Below are 17,037 nucleotides of genomic sequence, written 5' to 3'. Positions count from 1 at the left end.
ATGACGCTGAACAGAAGACAATTTGTCGGCACGACCGCCGCAATGGCGGCCGTCCTGTCCGCTCCCATGGTCAAGGCGCAGGGCACACCGCGTGTCGTGGTCGTCGGGGGTGGTGCCGGTGGGGCCACGGCCGCACGCTACATCGCCAAGGACAGCAAGGGGGCGGTCGACGTCACCCTGATCGAACCGACACGCAAGTACTACACCTGCTTCTTTTCCAACCTTTATCTCGGCGGCTTCAAGGAAATCGAGGACATCGGCCACACCTATGGCGGTCTTGCCGCAGGTGGCGTCAACGTCGTCCATGACTGGGCGATCGGTGTCGATCGCGACGCCAGGACCGTGACCCTGGCGGGCGGCGGGTCTGTGCCTTACGACAAGCTGATCCTGAGCCCGGGTATCGACTTCGTCGAAGGGGCGGTCGAAGGCTGGGGCCTGGGTGCGCAGAACGCGATGCCGCATGCCTACAAGGCGGGCTCGCAATCGGAGCTTTTGAAGGCTCAGCTGATGGCGATGCCGGAAGGTGGAACCTTTGCCATGGTCGCGCCGCCGAACCCCTATCGCTGTCCTCCGGGACCTTATGAGCGGGTGTCGATGGTCGCGCATTTCCTGAAGCAGAACAATCCGACCGCGAAGATCATCGTCGCCGACCCGAAACCGAAATTTTCCAAGATGGCGCTCTTCCAGGAAGGCTGGGCGAACCACTATGAAGGCATGGTCGACTGGATCGGCGAAGACTTCGGCGGCGGCAACGTCTCCGTCGACCCCGGCGCCATGACGGTCACCATCGACGGCGAGGAGACGAAGGTCGACGTCTGCAATGTCATCCCGGCCATGAAGGCCGGCCGGATTGCCGATCTCGCCGGTGTTACCGATGGCAACTGGGCGCCAGTGAATGCCGCCGACATGTCGACCAAGGCCGATGCCGACATCTACGTCCTCGGCGACGCCTCGAGCCAGGGCGACATGCCGAAATCAGGATTTTCCGCGAACTCCCAGGCCAAGGTCTGTGCCAATGCCGTGCGCGGCGCACTCACGGGGTCCAAGGTCTTCCCGGCGAAATTCTCCAATACCTGCTGGTCGCTGATCGCACCCGACGATGGCGTCAAGGTCGGTGCCACCTATGAGGCAACGCCGGAGAAAATCGCCAAGGTCGACGGCTTCATTTCGCAGACCGGTGAAAGCGCGGACCTGCGCAAGGCGACCTACGAGGAATCGGAAGGCTGGTACACCGGCATCACCACGGACATGCTCGGCTAAATCTTTGCGTTCGCAGCGTCCCGGGACTGATTTCGATCAATGCCCGGGGTGCTGCCAGGTTCCAGAATTGCGTTGAAACGTGGAGGATAAGACTATGAAATCCCTTGTTCTTGTGGCCGTTTTCGGCCTCACCTTCAGCAGCGCAGCCTTGGCCGATCAGCCATTCACCTATTCCTTTGACGGGTCCTTCGAGGACGCGACTTTCGCTGTCGAAAGCGCCATCGTCGGGGAGGGGCTGGTGATCGATTCCGTCAGCCATGTCGGAGCCATGCTCAACCGGACGGCGGCCGATGTCGGCAGTGAGGAAACAATCTTCAAGAACGCCGATATCTTCCTGTTCTGCTCTGCCCTGATCTCGCGTCAGGTCATGGAGAAGGATCCGATGAACATTGTGCATTGCCCGTATGGAATATTCGTCATGGAGACGGATGAGGGCGTCACGATCGGCCACAAGGATTATCCGGACGGGTCCATGCAGGCGGTCGAGAACCTGATGCAGCAGATCGTCGCCGAGGCAATCGGCAACTGAGGCACTTCCGACGTTTTTTGCGGTCCCCGCTCACACGATTGCCGGGACCGGATGAGATGCGAGAACGTTGCCGCACTATCGCTGCGGCCGCCCTGCAATAATGGGTCGGTCTATTCGAACTCCATCTGCTCATAGACCCGGCCTGCATTCCGAGTGGCAAGTTCCTCGAACGTATCCAGATGAGCATAGGGAGACTGGTCGACATAGTAGGCGTCGGCCAGGTCGCCGCCGTCTTCGATATGCGCGCCGATCTTCTCGCGCAGGTAAAGCAGGTAGTCGCGCGTGTAGCGGCGGACCTGTGCCATGTTGGTCGGGTGGCCATGGCCCGGAATGACGTAGGTCGCGTTCAGGGCCTCGAAGCCGGTCTCCCATGTTTCCAGCCAGTCCGCGGCGATCGTGTCCTCGAAAATCGGCAGCATGCGCTCGTGAAAGGCCATGTCGCCGGCGATCACGAGGCTTTGCTCCGGCAGCCATACCTGCGTGTCCCCCGGGCCGTGTGCCGGGCCGAGGTGAAGGACTTCGATGCGGAAGTTGCCCATCTCGATGACATGCCTGTCTTCGAAAGTCTGCGTCGGCGGCGCGACGAAGGTGCCCTCAGCCTTGTCCCGGTTGTACCGTTTCATCCCCTCAAGGATCTGGTTGCCGCGTTCCTCGATTTCATGGGCGGCATCGACATGCGCCAGGATCGGGACACCTTGTTCCGACCAGTAGGAGTTGCCGAGCATCGCGTGACCCTGGCCGTTTTCGTCGATGACGAGTTTGACTGGCTGATCGGTGACTGCCCTGATTTCCTCGTGAAGCGCTTTTGCCAGAACATAGGCCGCCCCGCCATTGATCACGATGACACCATCGCCGGTCACGATGAAACTCAGATTGTTGTTGTGGCCGGAGTTTTCATAGGTCGGCGGTGCCGTCGCGCCGATGGCGGACCAGACATGCGGGATGACTTCGACCGGCTTTGAATAGAGCGCAGAGCCGGGATACTGGTCTGCAATGTCTTCGCTGGCCAGCACCGATGTGGCGAAACAAACGGAAAGGAACACGCTGGCGATACGCATCAGGACGCCTCCGGTAGAAAGCGGAAGGCGTCGCCCGTGCGCTCGACATTCCCGATCCCGCCGCCGGGAAGGTGAAAACCGGCGATTCTGAGATCGTCGGCGATGATCCGGTCCAGGAGGGCGATCCGCGTCGAGGCGGCAACCTCGGCATCCTGATCCGATCCGCTCGGCCACGCGGGCCGCATGAAGGCGACGTGGTGGTTGCCGATGGCATCCCCGATCACGAGTGCGGCCTGCGAACCGCTTCGGATTTCGAAACTCATGTGGCCGGGTGTGTGCCCGGGAGTGGAAACGGCTTGAATCCCTGGCAGGATTTCCTGATCGCCCGTGAAGAACTCGACCGTATCCTCGATGGCCTCCAGCCTGCGTCTGGCACCGACCGCCATGGCAGCGCGGGCTTCGCCGATCGTGTTGACGGTCTCCGGGTTCCACCAGTAGTCCCACTCGGCGCGGCCGATCATGTAGCTCGCATTGCTGAAGACCGGGTCATCGAACGCGTCGAGCAGGCCCCAGATGTGATCCGGATGGGCGTGGGTGAAGACCACGTGCGTGACGTCTTCGGGGGCGACACCGGCCTGCTCCAGTCCCTCCGCAAGCTCGCCGGCAGACGGTTGGAAATCCGGTCCCGATCCGACGTCGAACAGCACCGTGTTGGTGCCGTCGCGGTAGAGCGAGACATTGCAGTCCGGCATCAGCGTTTCCTGGGAAACCCCGGCTTCTTCCAGCAAGGGGAGAAGCTGGTCCTGCGGCATCGGATCGAAAATGAAGCCGCCCGGAAGCGTCAGGTGTCCGTCGCTGATGGTCGTCAGCGTTCCCTGGCCGATCGACGTCTCGGCCAGCGCAAACCGGCTGATTTGCGCGGAAAGGGGCAGGGCGGCACAACCGGACAAAAAGGCACGGCGGGACAGGGACATTGCGCTTCCTCATATAAAATTCTTATATTTGAATATGTATGAAAAAGACTGGTATCACAAGCGGAATTGAAAAGGCCGGGGTCTGCAAAGACAGACCCCGCAGCGTTGGCCAATACCAGAGAGGCCAGCGTATGCCGCTCTGACCGTGGCGCCGTGGTCCTGAAGAGATCAGGCTACCTTTGGCAATGTTGCAAGCTGACCGCCTGACAGAAGCGCGCCGCCACCCGGTGCAACTTCGGTCAGGCCGAGGCTTTGAAGGATTTTGCGGGTTGTCGCGACAGCCGCTGAAACCGTCGGCAAGCCAGAGGCGCGCTCGATCATTTCAATTGCCGGAAGAGACGGCATTTGAACGCAGGCGGACGCGACGATGGCATCGACGCCGCGCACGTCCAGCTTGCGCCACAGCTCAGCCGGAGCCGCCGGGTCCTGGGACGCGACATCCAGATTGTCCGGGATCTCGAGCGCGAGAAAATCCTGAACCTCGACGCCTTCATGCTCGATGTAATCGACGACCAGCTTCGTCAACGGCTTCATGTAGGGGCATATGATCGAGACTTTCTTTACGCCCATTTCCTTCAGGCTCTCCACCAGGGCTCCGGCGGAGTTCAGAACCGGTGTCGGACATCCGTTTGCCGCCGTTGCCTGGTGGAGCTTTTCAGATGACGTGCGGTGGTAGCCGAGACCCATGGACATGATCGCGACGAGGCAGGCATAGGCCTGGACTTCAACGGCAGCATCGGAGAGTTCGCTCGCACAGCGGAGGCTGTCGGCATCCATCGCCTCCAGTTCTTCCTTGACCACGGCCTTCATGCGCATGCGTGAGGAGTGGAACGTGAACCGGTCGGGCAGGATCGACTCTCGCGCTTTCAGCAGCGCAGGGATCTCGGTTTCCATGGTGACGTTGGAGCTCGGGACGATAAGTCCGATACGGCGAAAAAGGGAAGCTTGGGACATGAGATATCTCCTGTTTCGGGTGCCGGCGCTCAAAGCGCTGGCCCCATGACGAAATTGGGTAACCAGGTGGCCAGACCGGGAAACAGACACAGAACAAGGATGGCGATCAGCATGCATCCGACAAAGGGCAGGGAGCCCAGCAGGATCTTGCGAAGCGAGATGTCCGGCGCGATGCCGTTGATCACGTAAAGATTGAGGCCCACCGGTGGAGAGATCAGGCCGATCTCCATGTTGATGGTCAGGACAACCGCGAACCAGATCGGGTCGAACCCGGCACCTGTTATGACCGGGAGCAGGATCGGTGCCGTCATCAGGATCACGGCAACGGGCGGTAGGAAGAAGCCCGCAACGATCAGGAACACGTTGATCGCGCCGAGCAGCATCCAGCGGTTGACCTCCAGTTCGCTGATCCACGCGGCGATCGCCTGGGTGATGAACAGACTGGACAGCATGTAGGAAAACACCCCGGCGGCCGCGATGATGAACAGGATCATCACGCTTTCCTTGGTGCTGTCGCGCAGAACCGACCAGAGGGCCGAAGGCCGCACGAGCTTGTAGACGATCATCGCCACGACAAGACAGAGCAACGCGCCGACGGCTGCGGTTTCCGATGGCGTTGCGACACCGCCATACATGGCGTAGAGCACGCCGATGATGATCGCGATGAACGGCAGGACCCTCGGCATGATTTCAAACCGCTGGCGCCAGCTGTAGGTCACGCGGCCGAGGCTCGCACGCTCCCCGGAAGCCCATGTGGCATAAATCGACCAGGCCATGAAGAGCCCGACCAGCAGCAAACCGGGTACGACTCCGGCCAGGAACAGCCGGCCGATCGAAGTCTCGGTGGCAATGCCGTAGACGATCATGGTTATGGAGGGCGGGATCAGGATCCCGAGAGTTCCACCGGCAGCAATCGACCCCGTGGCGATTTCTTCGGAATAACCGCGCTTGCGCATCTCCGGAATGCCCATCTTGCCGATGGCTGCGCAGGTTGCAGGGCTCGATCCGGACATCGCCGAGAACAGGGCACAGGCGCCAAGGTTGGAGACAACCAGACCGCCGGGCACCCGGGTCAGCCATCGCTCGAGCGCTTCGTAGAGATCGGCGCCCGCCCGGGTCGAGGCAATCGAAGCCCCCATGATGATGAACATGGGGATGGAGAGAAGCGCGAAACTGTCGAGCTTTCCAAACAGGATCTCCGGCATGAGTTCCAGCGAGCGCAGGCCGTCGAACGTGAGCAGGAACACGGCAGACACCAGCAGCAGGCCAACGGCGACGGAAATTCCGGAAAACAGGACGAAGATCGTTGCAAGCCCGATGATCGCGCCAAGTATGAGAGGATCCATCACGATGCCTCCCCGGTAGGTGCAGTGGACAGGACGTCCAGAAGATCGGCAATCAGTTGCAACAGCATCAGGCCCAGTCCCACGGGCAGCGCCAGATACGGGATCCAGAGCGGCACGGCTGTGACGGTGTCGGATGTCCAGCCGCGCGATTGCGCCAGATGCCAGAACTCGTAGCCGTAGAACAGGCAGACACCGATCACGATGATCGCGGCCGAATGGGTCACGATCTCGAGCGTCCGGCCGGCATTCGGGCTCAGCCACAGCTTCAGAAGGTCCACGTTCACGTGGCCCTTGTGTTTCTGCACGAAGGCCAGCCCGACAAGCGTGGCACCGACCATCAGGTAAACAACGACCTCGGTTTGCCAGACGGTGGACGCGTTCAGCACAAACCTGACAAAGATCATCTGGCACGTCAGCAACACCGCGCCAAGGATCATCGCAGCTGCGGTCCAGCCTGAAACTTCCGAGATCCAGCCGATGGCTTGCTGGAACACGCGCGGCTTGGCGGGGCGGGCGGGTAGGGTGGTTTCCATTGGTTTTGTCTCCGATCGTTTGCGAATGTGGACGGGCGGGGGCTGAACACCCGCGCCCGCACGGATCGTCACTCCACGGAGAGCGCCATATCGAGGAGGTCCTGTCCGTCGGGAACGCTCTCGACAAAGGATTTGTAGGAAGTTTCCTTTGCAAGGGCCTGCCAGGCAGCGAAGTCCTCGGGTGACATCTCGGCAATTTCGACGCCGGCTTCCTTGAAGACGTCGACGGAAAGCGCGTCCTGTTTCTTTGCTTCTTCCAGGTAATGGGCTTCCGCCTTGGCAGCCGCTTCCAGAAGTGCCGTCTGCTGCACCTCGGAAAGACCATCGAATGTGGTCTTGTTCATCAGTAGCGGCTGGTACAGGAACCAGAGTGCCACGTCGCCTGCGGGTGTGTAGCAGGCGACCTGTTCGAAGATGCGGTAGGAGACGAACGATGACGACGAAGTGTTCGCCGCATCGAGCACGCCGGTTTGCATCGCGCTGTAAATCTCGGACGAGGCCATGGAGGCAATGGAGGCCCCGGCACCAACCAGCATTTCTTCAAAGGACTTGCCGGCTGCCCGCGTTTGCAGGCCTTCCACATCCGCCGGCTTGGTAATGCACTTGTTCTTGCCGACAAAGCCACCTGCCAGGTAGCCGTGGACAAGCACCATGACATCGTCCTCGGCCATCTTGGCTTCAAGCGCGTCCATGAACGGCGATTTGGAGAGCCGGGACGCATGATCATGGTTCTTCACCAGACCCGGCATCAGGGTGAGATTGAAGGCCGGTTGCTGGCCACCGGCATAGCTGAGCGGAAACACGGTCATGTCGAGCTGGCCGCGGCTCAAGGGGCGGTATTGTTCGCGCGGTTTGAACAGCGACTTCGACGGAAAAATCTTGATGCTCAGGTCGACATCAGCTGCCGCAACCTCGTTGGCGACAATCTCGGCAACTGCGTGCCTGACATCCTTGGTGGACCATTGATGCGACAGCCGCAGTTCCGTTGCCTGGGTTGCTTGCGCGGATAGCAGCGCGGCTGCGGCCGCGAAAGTCAGCAGATATGTCTTCATGTCACTCTCCTCCAATGGGTACATATAAAATCTATATGTATACATATAAGAGATATAAAAATTAATAGATGTCAACATGTGTATCGACAAAGTCTGCGCTGCGGGGTAAAAGAGGTTTCAAATCAGGGGATTGAAGATGGCCCGTGTTGCTGACCAACTCATCGAGACTTTGCGAAATGACATCCGGTCCGGCGTTTTGCGTCCCGGCGATCAGCTGGAGGAAGCTGCCCTTGCAGAGCGGTTCGGCGTGTCGCGCACCCCTGTTCGTGAAGCCGTGCGTTCGCTTGTCGACAGCGGTCTGCTGGAGACGAGGCCGCGCAAGGGGGCATTGGTTCGTACGCTAACCGCCAAGGAAATTATCGATCTCTTCGAAGTCGCGGCGGAACTCGAAGGCATGGCCTGCAGACTGGCTGCCGAGCGTTTGACGGCGCAAAAGGCGGACGCGATGCAGGACAGGCTTACCGAATGCGAAGAGGCCGCCAAGGCGAACGACCCCAACGCCTATGCCAGGGCGAACCTGGCATTCCACGCCGCGATCCATCAGGCAGCGGGTAACAACCGTCTCATCGAACAGATCGAACAGCTCTCCGGGCACATCAACCCGTATCGCGCACTTCCCTACAGCATGCGCGGGCGCCTGGAAAAGTCGACCGAGGAACACACCCGGATCCTGCAGGCGATCCTTGCCAATGACGGGCTCCAGGCTGACGAACTGATGCGGGACCACATGATGCTCCAGGGCCAGCGTCTGCCGCTGATCCTGGAGGCACTTGAGGTCAGGTAGCGATTGGCGGCACCGGGCGTTTGGCTGACATCTGTACTTTTTTGCAAAGTGCGGAAACCGGGAGCTTGCAAATGGCCAAATGCGGGCAGACAAAGGCGCGAAGTGACTGACGGAAACGCGCTGAAACGTCCAGATGCCGGGCTTGCCCGGATGTCCGCTAGACTTGACCGGTTTGCCTTCCGGCTCTCTTGTCCAGTGGAATACGCATCGACGAGATGTTCAATCTCCCCCAATTCTCGACGGGCAACGCGGTTTCGGACAGGCTGTCATGCACGCGCCATGTCCTCTCATCCTTTTCCAAACGGACTGGATAGATCATTTGTTCTGTCTTTGTCGCGAAACGTACGCGCACGATTGTTTCTGCCTGAACGGCCCGCGCCATCGCGCGGAGCCGCTTGTCTTGGACGGGTTCACGTTCATTCAGGATGAACCTTGCAGCCGTCGTCTTCGTTTCCAGCCTCGTTTTGTCCGGAAGACTTTCAATCAGCTTGGCCTGCGCACGTTTGGCGGCGTTCTCAAGGCCCAGAGCGGAGACTATCGGGTTTTCTGCCGAAAGGATGAGCGCCAGCGCGGCGGCCTCGTCTCTTGCAAGACCGGTCAGCCGCGTACGGTAGTTAAATCCCAGTTCAATTCCGCCACCGTTTCCCTGATGCACGATGATCGGCAAACCGGCCTCCGTCATGGCATCCACGTCGCGGAGAATTGTCCGCGGGGCGACTTCCAGTTCCCGAGCGAGCTGAACCGAGGTTTGGCGCCCGCGATTTTGCAGAAGAAGCAGAATTTGAAGCAGGCGTGCAGCACGCATGATGTTCAACCAAACATGACAGAAGATGTCATGTTACTTCCTTTATGCCTACCTTTGCAAGGAAGGGAAGGACATGAAGACTTACGCCACATCCATCGAAATCTCGGCCACGGCCGAACGGGTTTGGTCAGCCTTGATTGACGGCCTGCAAAACGATCCGGTGCCGTTTGGCATATTGAAGATTGAGGGAAACCTCTCGTTGCACAGCCGGATCAGGCTTTGGTCGGAGATCGATCCCAAACGCGTGTTCGTGCTGCGCGTAGTTGTATTCCAGGCGCCGCGAAAGATGGTCTGGCAAGGCGGAATGCCCTTGGGGCTGTTCACCGGAACGCGGACATTCGCGCTTTCGGCGACAGGTGACACGACCACATTTGATATGCAGGAGGTCTTTGGCGGTCTCATGTCCGGGCTGATCATGAAGACCATCCCCGACCTGAATCCAAGTTTTGAAAAGTTCGCAAAGACATTGAAAGAAAAGGCAGAAAGCAATGAATGATGTTGTCTATGGTTCCGGCATCGAAGAAGATCCCTGGCTTTTGAAGACCCCGCCGTTGACCTCTGAGTTTCAGGTCTGGAAGGACGTCACGAACGACCCGCCTGCGTTGGTCGTTCAAGTGGGTAAGACAAGACTGTCCTACCAGCTTCGAGCGATCGAGGATGCCCACGCAATGCTCAAGGCCCACGGCGATTGGATGCCGCTTGGCAACGCAGACGAAGGCAAACCAACGAAACCGGGGACGCTGGAAGACTGGGCGCGTTCAGCGGCGAACCCGGTCGGCGGGTACTACGGTTTGCGCAAGGGTTACAGGGGGCGCTTTGCCAACTATGTCGGTCCAACCCTGGAGCTGCTGGGTCTGGCAGAACTCGAACACAACGCCAGAAACAATCGGATACGGGCAATCTGAGCATGGCGGTCAGCAGTCATCGGCCCTCCAGGGCAACGTAGACCGCGTTGCCGAAGTACCTCGGGGCCAAATGCCAGCACAAGCCCCGCGAACCGGAAAGGTCCAGGTAGAGCGCGTTGGAGACTGCAAGACCGTGGGTGCCATGGCCCGCTTGGCGCTCTGCTGATTGACACGATTTTGGGTCACTTGGCTTGAAAGGTGAGCAAATCGGCTGCAGCATCAAAACAAAACGTTCCAATTTCGGAATGCCGGGCAAACTCCGGGTGTTCTCAGGTTTAAAAGGTCAAGATGAACGTTCTGCCAGACAGGTTTTTGAGAGATCTTCTTACGCTCCGCTCCTTCGGTGCGAGTGGCGTGGGCAAGGGAGTGGTACGTCCGGCGTTTTCTGAACCGGACGTGGCTGCCCGAAAGTGGCTGATCAACCAGTTGGAGGCGGCGGGTCTGGCCTCACATGTGGATCCTGCGGGCAACGTCTTCGGTCTGACCGATGCTCCATCCGTGCTTTTGGGGTCTCATTCCGATACCCAACCCGAAGGGGGCTGGCTTGATGGGGCCTTGGGTGTCATCGTCGCATTGGAGGTCGCGCGCGCCGCGAAAGAGGCGGGTGGTCCGCCGGTCTCAGTTGTGAACTTCCAGGATGAAGAAGGGCGGTTCGGTGCGCTGACCGGATCCAGCATTTATTCAGGCAAGATCACACTTGCCGAGGCCGATGCATTCACGGACATGAACGGCGTCTCATTCCGCGAGGCGCGGTCTTCAGTTGCGGATCTTGCAGGGGCGTTCGTGCCACAAGACCAGTTCTCGGGTTTCATCGAACTGCATATCGAACAGGGCAGCACATTGGACGACGCGGGCGAGGCGATTGGCGTTGTCACGGATATTGTTGGATCCCGGCAAGTGCAGGTCACCCTGACAGGTCAGCAAAACCACGCTGGCACCACGCTGATGCACCAGCGAAGAGATGCGTTTCAGGCGCTGTCGGCCTTCAACGCGGCGCTGAACGACCGCCTTCGGAACATTGTGACACCGCGCACGGTCTGGACGATTGGCCGGATACAACTGCGGCCCAATGCACCCTCCATTGTGCCCGGTGAAGTGGTGTTCGACGTGCAGTGGCGCGATGTTGATGACGATCGGCTGGCCCGGATGGAAACACTTGTTCGCGATCTTGTTGCCGAGATTGCCGGTGACCAAGAAATGCAGGCTGAAATTGTGCCGATCAAGGCCCTGCAGCCGGTTCCGATGGACGCCAATTTGCGCGCGGCCTTGAGCGCCGCCGCTGAGGCGCAGGCCCCCGGCAAATGGCGCGAGATGCCATCGGGCGCGTTGCACGACGCTTCAAACATGGCGCGGGTGATGCCGTCGGCAATGTTGTTCGTTCCGTCCATAGACGGGATCAGCCACGACTTTGCCGAGGACACGCATGAGGCCGACTTGATAACCGGCCTGCGTGTGATGGCGGACGCCGTCAGCCGACTAGGGTCATGACCTCAAGCGACACTTACCTGGTTCCCTCGGAGTTGAAAAGAGCGCACAGGGCAGCGACAGTCTCGCACGGGCACTGGAAGGAGTTACCTGGAGGTCGGCCAAGATGGAAGATGTGACGCTTGATGCCTATGCCGCCGAACTGCTTGAGGCCTATGACACGGGCCGGCAGATTGCGCCAATAACCGGTCGCGATCCGGCTTTTGACGCCGAAACGGCGTATTCCATCGCCCACAGGGTCAACGCACTGCGCGAGGCCCGGGGCGAGCGGAGGGTGGGCCGCAAGATCGGTTTCACGAACCGGACGATCTGGCCGCTTTACGACGTCACGGGTCCGATGTGGGGGCCGGTTTGGGATACGACCCTGCATGATATCGGTGAAGGGCCGCACCGATTGCCGGAATTGCCCGAGCCGCGGCTTGAGCCCGAGATTGTCTTCGGCCTGAAATCCGCGCCAAGGGCCGGGATGAGCGAGACCGAGCTTGCCGGGTGCATCGACTGGGTGTCACACGGGTTTGAGGTCGTATTTTCCTCTTACCCCGGCTGGCGTTTCTCCGACGCGGACTGTACCGCCGCTTTCGGCTTGCACGGCGCGCTCTATCTCGGCCCGAGGCTGCCCCTGACGCAATCCGTTATCGAGCAACTGCCGCGCTTTCGCGTGGTGCTTGAGGGGCCGCGCGGCAAGCGGCTTACGGGCTGCGGAGCGGATGTGCTGGACGGTCCGCTCACGGCGCTGGGTCATCTCCTCGACACACTGGCAGCCGACACCGCTGCACCGCGGCTGAGTGCGGGAGAGATCGTAACCACCGGAACCCTGACCGACGCTGCGCCGGTCATGCCGGGTGACCGCTGGACCACCCGGCTCGACGGCATCGATCTGCCGGGCGCAACGATCAGCTTTGTCTAGAGCTTTTTCCGGCCAATTTGGGTCATTCGGCAAGCCGCCCGGTTATTTGCCAGCCCTGGCGGCAGCCCGTTCCCGCTGCGCGACATAGAGGCCGGAGCCGAATATCACCGCCGCCCCGACAAATGTCATCTCGTCGGGGATTTCTCCCAGGAACCAGAACGCCAGCAGCGCCGCCCAGATCAGCTTCAGGAAGTCGAAGGGCATGACGGCGGTCGGATCCGTTTCCTTCAAGGCCTGGCTCAGGCTGACCTGGGCGACCGATCCGGCGAAACCGATGAACAGCAGCCAGCCCCAGGCCCATAGGCTCGGGTCCTTCCAGACCCAAAGGGCCGGGCCGACCGAAAACACCGACAGGAAGATCCCCATCCAGGCGACGATGGCGACGCTGCTCTCCGTGCGCGACAGGCTCTTGACGATGATCAGGGCAAGCGACCACAACAGCGCCGCAGCGATGACCAGCAGGGAGCCGGTCTCCACGACGGCCAGGCCCGGACGCAGGATGATCAGCATGCCGACGAAGCCGAGGCCAATCGCGGTCCATCGTCTCAGCCGGATTTTTTCCTTGAAGATCAGAACGCTCAGGACCGAGGTAAAGATCGGGGCCGTAAAACCGAGCGCGGTGACCTTTGCGAGCGGTGTTATGGCCAATGCTGTGAAGAACAGGAACATTGCCGCTATGTTCACGACCCCGCGCAGCGCATGAAGGCCGAACCGGCTTGTCCGCATCTGCACAAAACCCGGCCCGATCAGCAGGGGCACAAGAAAGGCGAGGCCGAACAGGTTGCGAAAGAAGGCGATCTGAAAGGGATGGAGCTCGCTGGACGCGACCCGGACAGAAAAGTGCATGACCGCGAAGGCAACGGTCGAGGCACACATCATCACCACACCCCGAATGACCGGCGACTGGCTCTTCCAGGAGGCGCCGAGCCGCGCAAAGCTTCCAGGATGGAACGGGTTCACCGTTGCGTGCTTTCGTTTCGCACCTGTCGGACCTCTATCGGCTTGACCAGGACGCCGGTTTCCGGGAGCGCGGCGATCGGCCTCGCGGAGACCGCGTTGCCACGGCGTGCCTGGCGGTGCCTCGTCAACGGACCCGGTCCGACGGCACGAACCCGGAGACCATCAACGCGCCGTGCACCACGCGATTTTGTTTTCAGGAGGATATGCATTGAGCGAGGTGCCGTTCCCTAAAGACCGAGCTCAAGGTGCCTGAGAAGGCGGAACCGGGTCTTTCCCGTCTTGCCGCCGAGCGAGATCACGAAGGGCACCAGGCCGTGTTTGGTGGTGTTCACGTATCCTGCCAGAGCTTTGACACCAGGGATCGTGCCTGTCTTGTAGCGCGAACCGGCCTTGGTCCTGGGGAGCAGCTCGGCATACGGTGCAAACTCGGCCAGCACCCTGGCAAGGCCCTGGGTAGAGAAGCGGTTCTCTGTACTGATGCCCGAGCCCTCCTTGAGGTCGATGCCCTCGGTGATGCCATGCTCATCAAGGATCAGCTCCGCGACTTTTTGCGACTTTGCAAGACTGACCGGTCCGCCGAGACGGTGTGCGCCAACCTCCAGGAAGATCTGGTTGGCGACATAGTTGTTCGACCCCAGCAGCATCTGGGTCAAGATCTCCGGCAGGGCTCGGGACTGGCTGTGCACGTGGATGGGCTCGAGTCCCTCCGGGATGGTTCCGACCGATATCTCGCCTTCAACGCTGCCACCGGCTTGTTCGATAAAGACGGCGAGAAGCTCGCCGGCGTAGCGCACGCCGACGGAAGGATCTTCCTGGGCAAGGCTGATGCGGCCGCGCCCGTTTGGGCCGCGTTTGCGGAATTGGCTCACCGCCAGGGGCGTGATCGGGGTTTGCTTTTCCGCGGAGCGGACGGATTTTCCCTTTTTGACGGCGTGGATCGTGTTGAAGTTGACCGCAAGCGCCGAGTTGAGGGCGTCATACGCCCGGCCGGTGTCCTCGATGCCGGGGATGCGCAGCTCTTGAGGGTAATAACTTGCGTCAAGAACCATGCCTGCGAACGGCTCCTTGCCGGTTGCGGCGACAAGCTCGGGCGCAAGCAGCGCAAGCTCCTCGGAGACAAGGAAGGGGTCACCGCCGCCGCGCACATAGAGCATCCTGTCGCTGTCCAGGTAAAACCGGGTCTGGAACCGGTGGTCACTCCCCAGAACCTCCATCGCCAGCCATGCGGTGACGATCTTGGCGACGGACGCAGGAACGAAGGATTTACCAGCGTTTTGCGCCACCAGTTCATTGCCCTCGCCATCCAGCACCAGCACGACACCCGACGGTGCAACGCCGGCGACCTTTTCCTTGATGCCGGCCAATGCGGGCGCACAAAGAAGAACAACGGCAAGGGCGAAGGCAAGCAGGCGCATGAAGGCTCCAGTCAGCCGCTGTTCCGGCGGCCGGGTGACGAGGATACGGCCACGCAATTCAACCGGAACTTCGACTGCTTGTGAATAGGTCATGTAAATCATGCCGAAACTGAGCCGAATGTGACGAATGCGCGAATGCCCTCTTCACGTCCATCCGTCGCATGTGCTGCGTATGGAACAAATGTCGGCTTTCGGAATACGCGTAAAATCAACGCGCAACGAAACAGCCGGAAACGTTGGCCCGATCATTGGCCCGGAAACGGCGGAAATTCGGCGCAAGTCCCGCAAGCGCGAAAGCTGCTTAAAAACCAACATCAAGTAGAAATGGTCGGAGTGAGAGGATTCGAACCTCCGACCCCCTCGTCCCGAACGAGGTGCGCTACCAGGCTGCGCTACACTCCGACACTTTTACCGGGTTTCAGGATAAACCCGTCGGGAACAGCGCGACAAGGTCCCGCTGCGTGGAGGGTCGTTTAGCAAAGCTCAGCTGATCCCGCAAGCGATTTGAAAGGGATCGGACTCTTTTTTGTCGCGCCTAACAAGCCTAGGACCGGGATGGATGAGAGACGCAAAGCGGGCCTGTGAAGTGCGGAGCTATAAACCGGATTGACCCTTCTGTCATTGTGAACAGATTTGTTTTCAGGAGCTTGGGGAAAACCCGGGATGGGGTCGAAAAGATAGGCAGGTGGGAGGCTTGCGCTTCGGAAATCTCCTCGCTATACAGCGTTCCCACGGCCTTGGGGTGTAGCCAAGCGGTAAGGCAGCGGTTTTTGGTACCGCCATGCGCTGGTTCGAATCCAGCCACCCCAGCCAGTCTCCTCACAGTTCAGTAGAAGGTCGAACCGGGTGAGAGCAACGGCACGCGATGTCAGCGGCGCCGTCCGAAACCCTTTGCGCTGTTCGCGGCCGGGCGGGTGTTTGCAGCAGGCCCGTCAGACTCGTCCGGGTGCTTACGGTCAAGAACCCGTTTGCGCGAAAAGAAATTGTCCGGCGAGTCCCTGAGTTCGTCGATTTCTTCCGTCAATGCGTCGTCCGACGACTTCAGCGTTTGCGAGCGCAACTGACCGACTGCGCGCTTTCCGGAAATGAACTCGACGCCGCAGCGAAGCCCGTCTTCCCAGCGTCTCTGGCAGGTGACCTCGAAGTCTTCGAGATCGATCTGAAGCACAAACTCCTGGGGCAGCAGGTAAGCCTGCTCGAATTCCAGCTTTGCACCGCTATCGGACAGGTTGCGGACGATACAGGGGACCGATCGCAAGCCGCGATTGAAGATCAGTTTTCCCTTCTTGAGGGCACGTGACCGGCGGGCGCGCTCGTTCTGCTCGGTTTCAAGGTCGTCGGAGGGCGACTGTGCTGCGTTTTCGGTGTCGGGCATGTCTGTTTCGCTTCTCGTGTATTTTGGGATGTGCGGGACACCCACAAACATGCCGTTTCTATCAGGAAGTCCTTGTCATTCCGTGAATCCGGCCCTCAAACAGGAAAGACGCATTAGCGCCGCCGGCCGAAGGACGGCTTGCCGCCGTTCGGCGAGATTTCCGGATCACCGGATGTGTCTGCGCTATCTTCGCCTTCGTCCTCGGGTTCCTCGTGATGCGCGTGGAACGCGTCAAATCCGTTCTGCAGGGCAGCATCCGAAGGGCTGAGTGTCTGATAGCGCTTTTGCGGAACGTGGCGTCGTTCGCTCGTGAACATCACGCCGCATTTCAAACCCGTTTCCCATCTGCGCTCGCACGAGACTTCATAGTCTTCGAGATCGATGTAGAGTTCGAAGTCTTTTGGCAGAATGTAGGGTTGATCGAACTCGAGCATTGCGCCTCCGTCCGAAATGTTCCGGACCACACAGGGAATGGATCTCAGGCCGTTCTGAAAGACCATCTTGCCTTTCTTGTAGACGCGCGCCCGGCGCGCACGCGGCGTGAAATCCTCGTTGTCTTTGTTGTCCGCGTCTTGCTGCGGTGCAGGATTGACAGTCGACATGGTCATCTCGCATAGACTCGCAAATGTTCAGCCGATTTTGAATTTTAAGCCTAGTTTAAAGCTGTTTCCAAGAAGTGAATTTGAATGAATAAACAAGGGAAAGCGATATGAATCTCATTTTTTCAAGGTCACAGAGTGAGTTGTTGCAGCTTT

Annotated in this window: 18 protein-coding genes, 2 tRNA genes and 1 pseudogene; 8 read left to right on the top strand and 13 right to left on the bottom strand. The window is 59.9% G+C overall.

Going from position 1 to position 17,037, the window contains the following annotated elements; all coding sequences use genetic code 11:
* Both ACO08A_RS01300 and ACO08A_RS01295 read left to right on the top strand, forming a co-directional pair.
* Complete coding sequence (locus ACO08A_RS01300; RefSeq protein WP_422039471.1) at window positions 1-1,260, top strand: FCSD flavin-binding domain-containing protein; 1,260 nt, start codon at window positions 1-3, stop codon at window positions 1,258-1,260.
* Between the two features lie 94 nt (window positions 1,261-1,354).
* Window positions 1,355-1,789: a DUF302 domain-containing protein gene (locus ACO08A_RS01295; RefSeq protein WP_422039470.1), complete on the top strand. Its 435-nt coding sequence runs from the start codon at window positions 1,355-1,357 to the stop codon at window positions 1,787-1,789.
* Between the two features lie 110 nt (window positions 1,790-1,899).
* Here the strand turns inward: ACO08A_RS01295 and ACO08A_RS01290 are convergent, their stop codons facing one another.
* The 6 genes from ACO08A_RS01290 to dctP form a co-directional block, all read right to left on the bottom strand.
* Window positions 1,900-2,847 (bottom strand): MBL fold metallo-hydrolase, encoded by a 948-nt coding sequence (locus tag ACO08A_RS01290; protein ID WP_422039469.1) that lies wholly within the window; start codon window positions 2,845-2,847, stop codon window positions 1,900-1,902.
* On the bottom strand, window positions 2,847-3,761 hold the full coding sequence (locus tag ACO08A_RS01285) for an MBL fold metallo-hydrolase (RefSeq protein WP_422039468.1): 915 nt from the start codon (window positions 3,759-3,761) through the stop codon (window positions 2,847-2,849). The genes ACO08A_RS01290 and ACO08A_RS01285 overlap by 1 nt, the downstream gene beginning before the upstream one ends.
* A 168-nt stretch (window positions 3,762-3,929) precedes the next feature.
* A complete protein-coding gene (locus ACO08A_RS01280; protein WP_422039467.1) occupies window positions 3,930-4,715 on the bottom strand; it encodes a maleate cis-trans isomerase family protein in 786 nt (261 codons plus the stop codon).
* Between the two features lie 29 nt (window positions 4,716-4,744).
* Window positions 4,745-6,061 (bottom strand): TRAP transporter large permease, encoded by a 1,317-nt coding sequence (locus ACO08A_RS01275; RefSeq protein ID WP_422039466.1) that lies wholly within the window; start codon window positions 6,059-6,061, stop codon window positions 4,745-4,747.
* Complete coding sequence (locus ACO08A_RS01270) at window positions 6,061-6,594, bottom strand: TRAP transporter small permease (RefSeq protein ID WP_422039465.1); 534 nt, start codon at window positions 6,592-6,594, stop codon at window positions 6,061-6,063. The genes ACO08A_RS01275 and ACO08A_RS01270 overlap by 1 nt, the downstream gene beginning before the upstream one ends.
* Before the next feature lie 68 nt (window positions 6,595-6,662).
* The gene (gene dctP / locus ACO08A_RS01265; RefSeq protein ID WP_422039464.1) at window positions 6,663-7,646 is read right to left on the bottom strand and encodes a TRAP transporter substrate-binding protein DctP; all 984 of its coding nucleotides are present in this window, start codon (window positions 7,644-7,646) and stop codon (window positions 6,663-6,665) included.
* Window positions 7,647-7,782: 136 nt separating this feature from the next.
* On the opposite strand from dctP, the gene ACO08A_RS01260 reads away from it, so the two are divergent.
* Entirely contained in the window at window positions 7,783-8,430 is a 648-nt protein-coding gene (locus ACO08A_RS01260) for a GntR family transcriptional regulator (RefSeq protein WP_422039463.1), read from the top strand.
* A gap of 157 nt (window positions 8,431-8,587) precedes the next feature.
* Here the strand turns inward: ACO08A_RS01260 and ACO08A_RS01255 are convergent, their stop codons facing one another.
* Both ACO08A_RS01255 and ACO08A_RS01250 read right to left on the bottom strand, forming a co-directional pair.
* Entirely contained in the window at window positions 8,588-9,097 is a 510-nt protein-coding gene (locus ACO08A_RS01255) for a hypothetical protein (protein WP_422041851.1), read from the bottom strand.
* 30 nt (window positions 9,098-9,127) lie between these two features.
* A pseudogene (locus ACO08A_RS01250) lies at window positions 9,128-9,235 on the bottom strand (transcriptional regulator); the annotation flags it as partial.
* Between the two features lie 73 nt (window positions 9,236-9,308).
* Between ACO08A_RS01250 and ACO08A_RS01245 the strand changes: the two are divergent.
* The 4 genes from ACO08A_RS01245 (at window position 9,309) to ACO08A_RS01230 (ending at window position 12,532) form a co-directional block, all read left to right on the top strand.
* Complete coding sequence (locus tag ACO08A_RS01245) at window positions 9,309-9,731, top strand: SRPBCC family protein (RefSeq protein ID WP_422039462.1); 423 nt, start codon at window positions 9,309-9,311, stop codon at window positions 9,729-9,731.
* Complete coding sequence (locus tag ACO08A_RS01240) at window positions 9,724-10,140, top strand: DUF6855 family protein (RefSeq protein WP_422039461.1); 417 nt, start codon at window positions 9,724-9,726, stop codon at window positions 10,138-10,140. The genes ACO08A_RS01245 and ACO08A_RS01240 overlap by 8 nt, the downstream gene beginning before the upstream one ends.
* A 288-nt stretch (window positions 10,141-10,428) precedes the next feature.
* Window positions 10,429-11,628: a hydantoinase/carbamoylase family amidase gene (locus ACO08A_RS01235; protein ID WP_422039460.1), complete on the top strand. Its 1,200-nt coding sequence runs from the start codon at window positions 10,429-10,431 to the stop codon at window positions 11,626-11,628.
* Window positions 11,629-11,731: 103 nt separating this feature from the next.
* Window positions 11,732-12,532, top strand: coding sequence for a 2-keto-4-pentenoate hydratase (locus ACO08A_RS01230; RefSeq protein ID WP_422039459.1), 801 nt, complete (start codon window positions 11,732-11,734; stop codon window positions 12,530-12,532).
* 42 nt (window positions 12,533-12,574) lie between these two features.
* Here ACO08A_RS01230 and ACO08A_RS01225 read toward each other — a convergent pair whose 3' ends face one another.
* From ACO08A_RS01225 to ACO08A_RS01215, 3 genes are all read right to left on the bottom strand, one after another.
* Entirely contained in the window at window positions 12,575-13,492 is a 918-nt protein-coding gene (locus ACO08A_RS01225; RefSeq protein ID WP_422039458.1) for a DMT family transporter, read from the bottom strand.
* Window positions 13,493-13,719: 227 nt separating this feature from the next.
* Window positions 13,720-15,000 (bottom strand): D-alanyl-D-alanine carboxypeptidase/D-alanyl-D-alanine-endopeptidase, encoded by a 1,281-nt coding sequence (locus ACO08A_RS01220; RefSeq protein ID WP_422039457.1) that lies wholly within the window; start codon window positions 14,998-15,000, stop codon window positions 13,720-13,722.
* Between the two features lie 232 nt (window positions 15,001-15,232).
* A tRNA-Pro gene (locus tag ACO08A_RS01215) sits at window positions 15,233-15,309 on the bottom strand.
* A gap of 336 nt (window positions 15,310-15,645) precedes the next feature.
* Here ACO08A_RS01215 and ACO08A_RS01210 point away from each other — a divergent pair.
* Window positions 15,646-15,720: transfer RNA gene (locus ACO08A_RS01210), tRNA-Gln, on the top strand.
* A gap of 55 nt (window positions 15,721-15,775) precedes the next feature.
* On the opposite strand, the gene ACO08A_RS01205 is transcribed toward ACO08A_RS01210, so the two are convergent.
* Both ACO08A_RS01205 and ACO08A_RS01200 read right to left on the bottom strand, forming a co-directional pair.
* Complete coding sequence (locus ACO08A_RS01205; protein ID WP_422039456.1) at window positions 15,776-16,282, bottom strand: PilZ domain-containing protein; 507 nt, start codon at window positions 16,280-16,282, stop codon at window positions 15,776-15,778.
* Between the two features lie 113 nt (window positions 16,283-16,395).
* Complete coding sequence (locus ACO08A_RS01200) at window positions 16,396-16,884, bottom strand: PilZ domain-containing protein (RefSeq protein ID WP_422039455.1); 489 nt, start codon at window positions 16,882-16,884, stop codon at window positions 16,396-16,398.
* Window positions 16,885-17,037: the final 153 nt, after the last annotated feature.

It is taken from the genome of Roseibium sp., from assembly GCF_965232425.1.
GTDB lineage: Bacteria > Pseudomonadota > Alphaproteobacteria > Rhizobiales > Stappiaceae > Roseibium.
The sequence above is the reverse complement of the archived record's forward strand: the minus strand, read 5'-3'. Positions and strand labels throughout refer to the sequence as shown.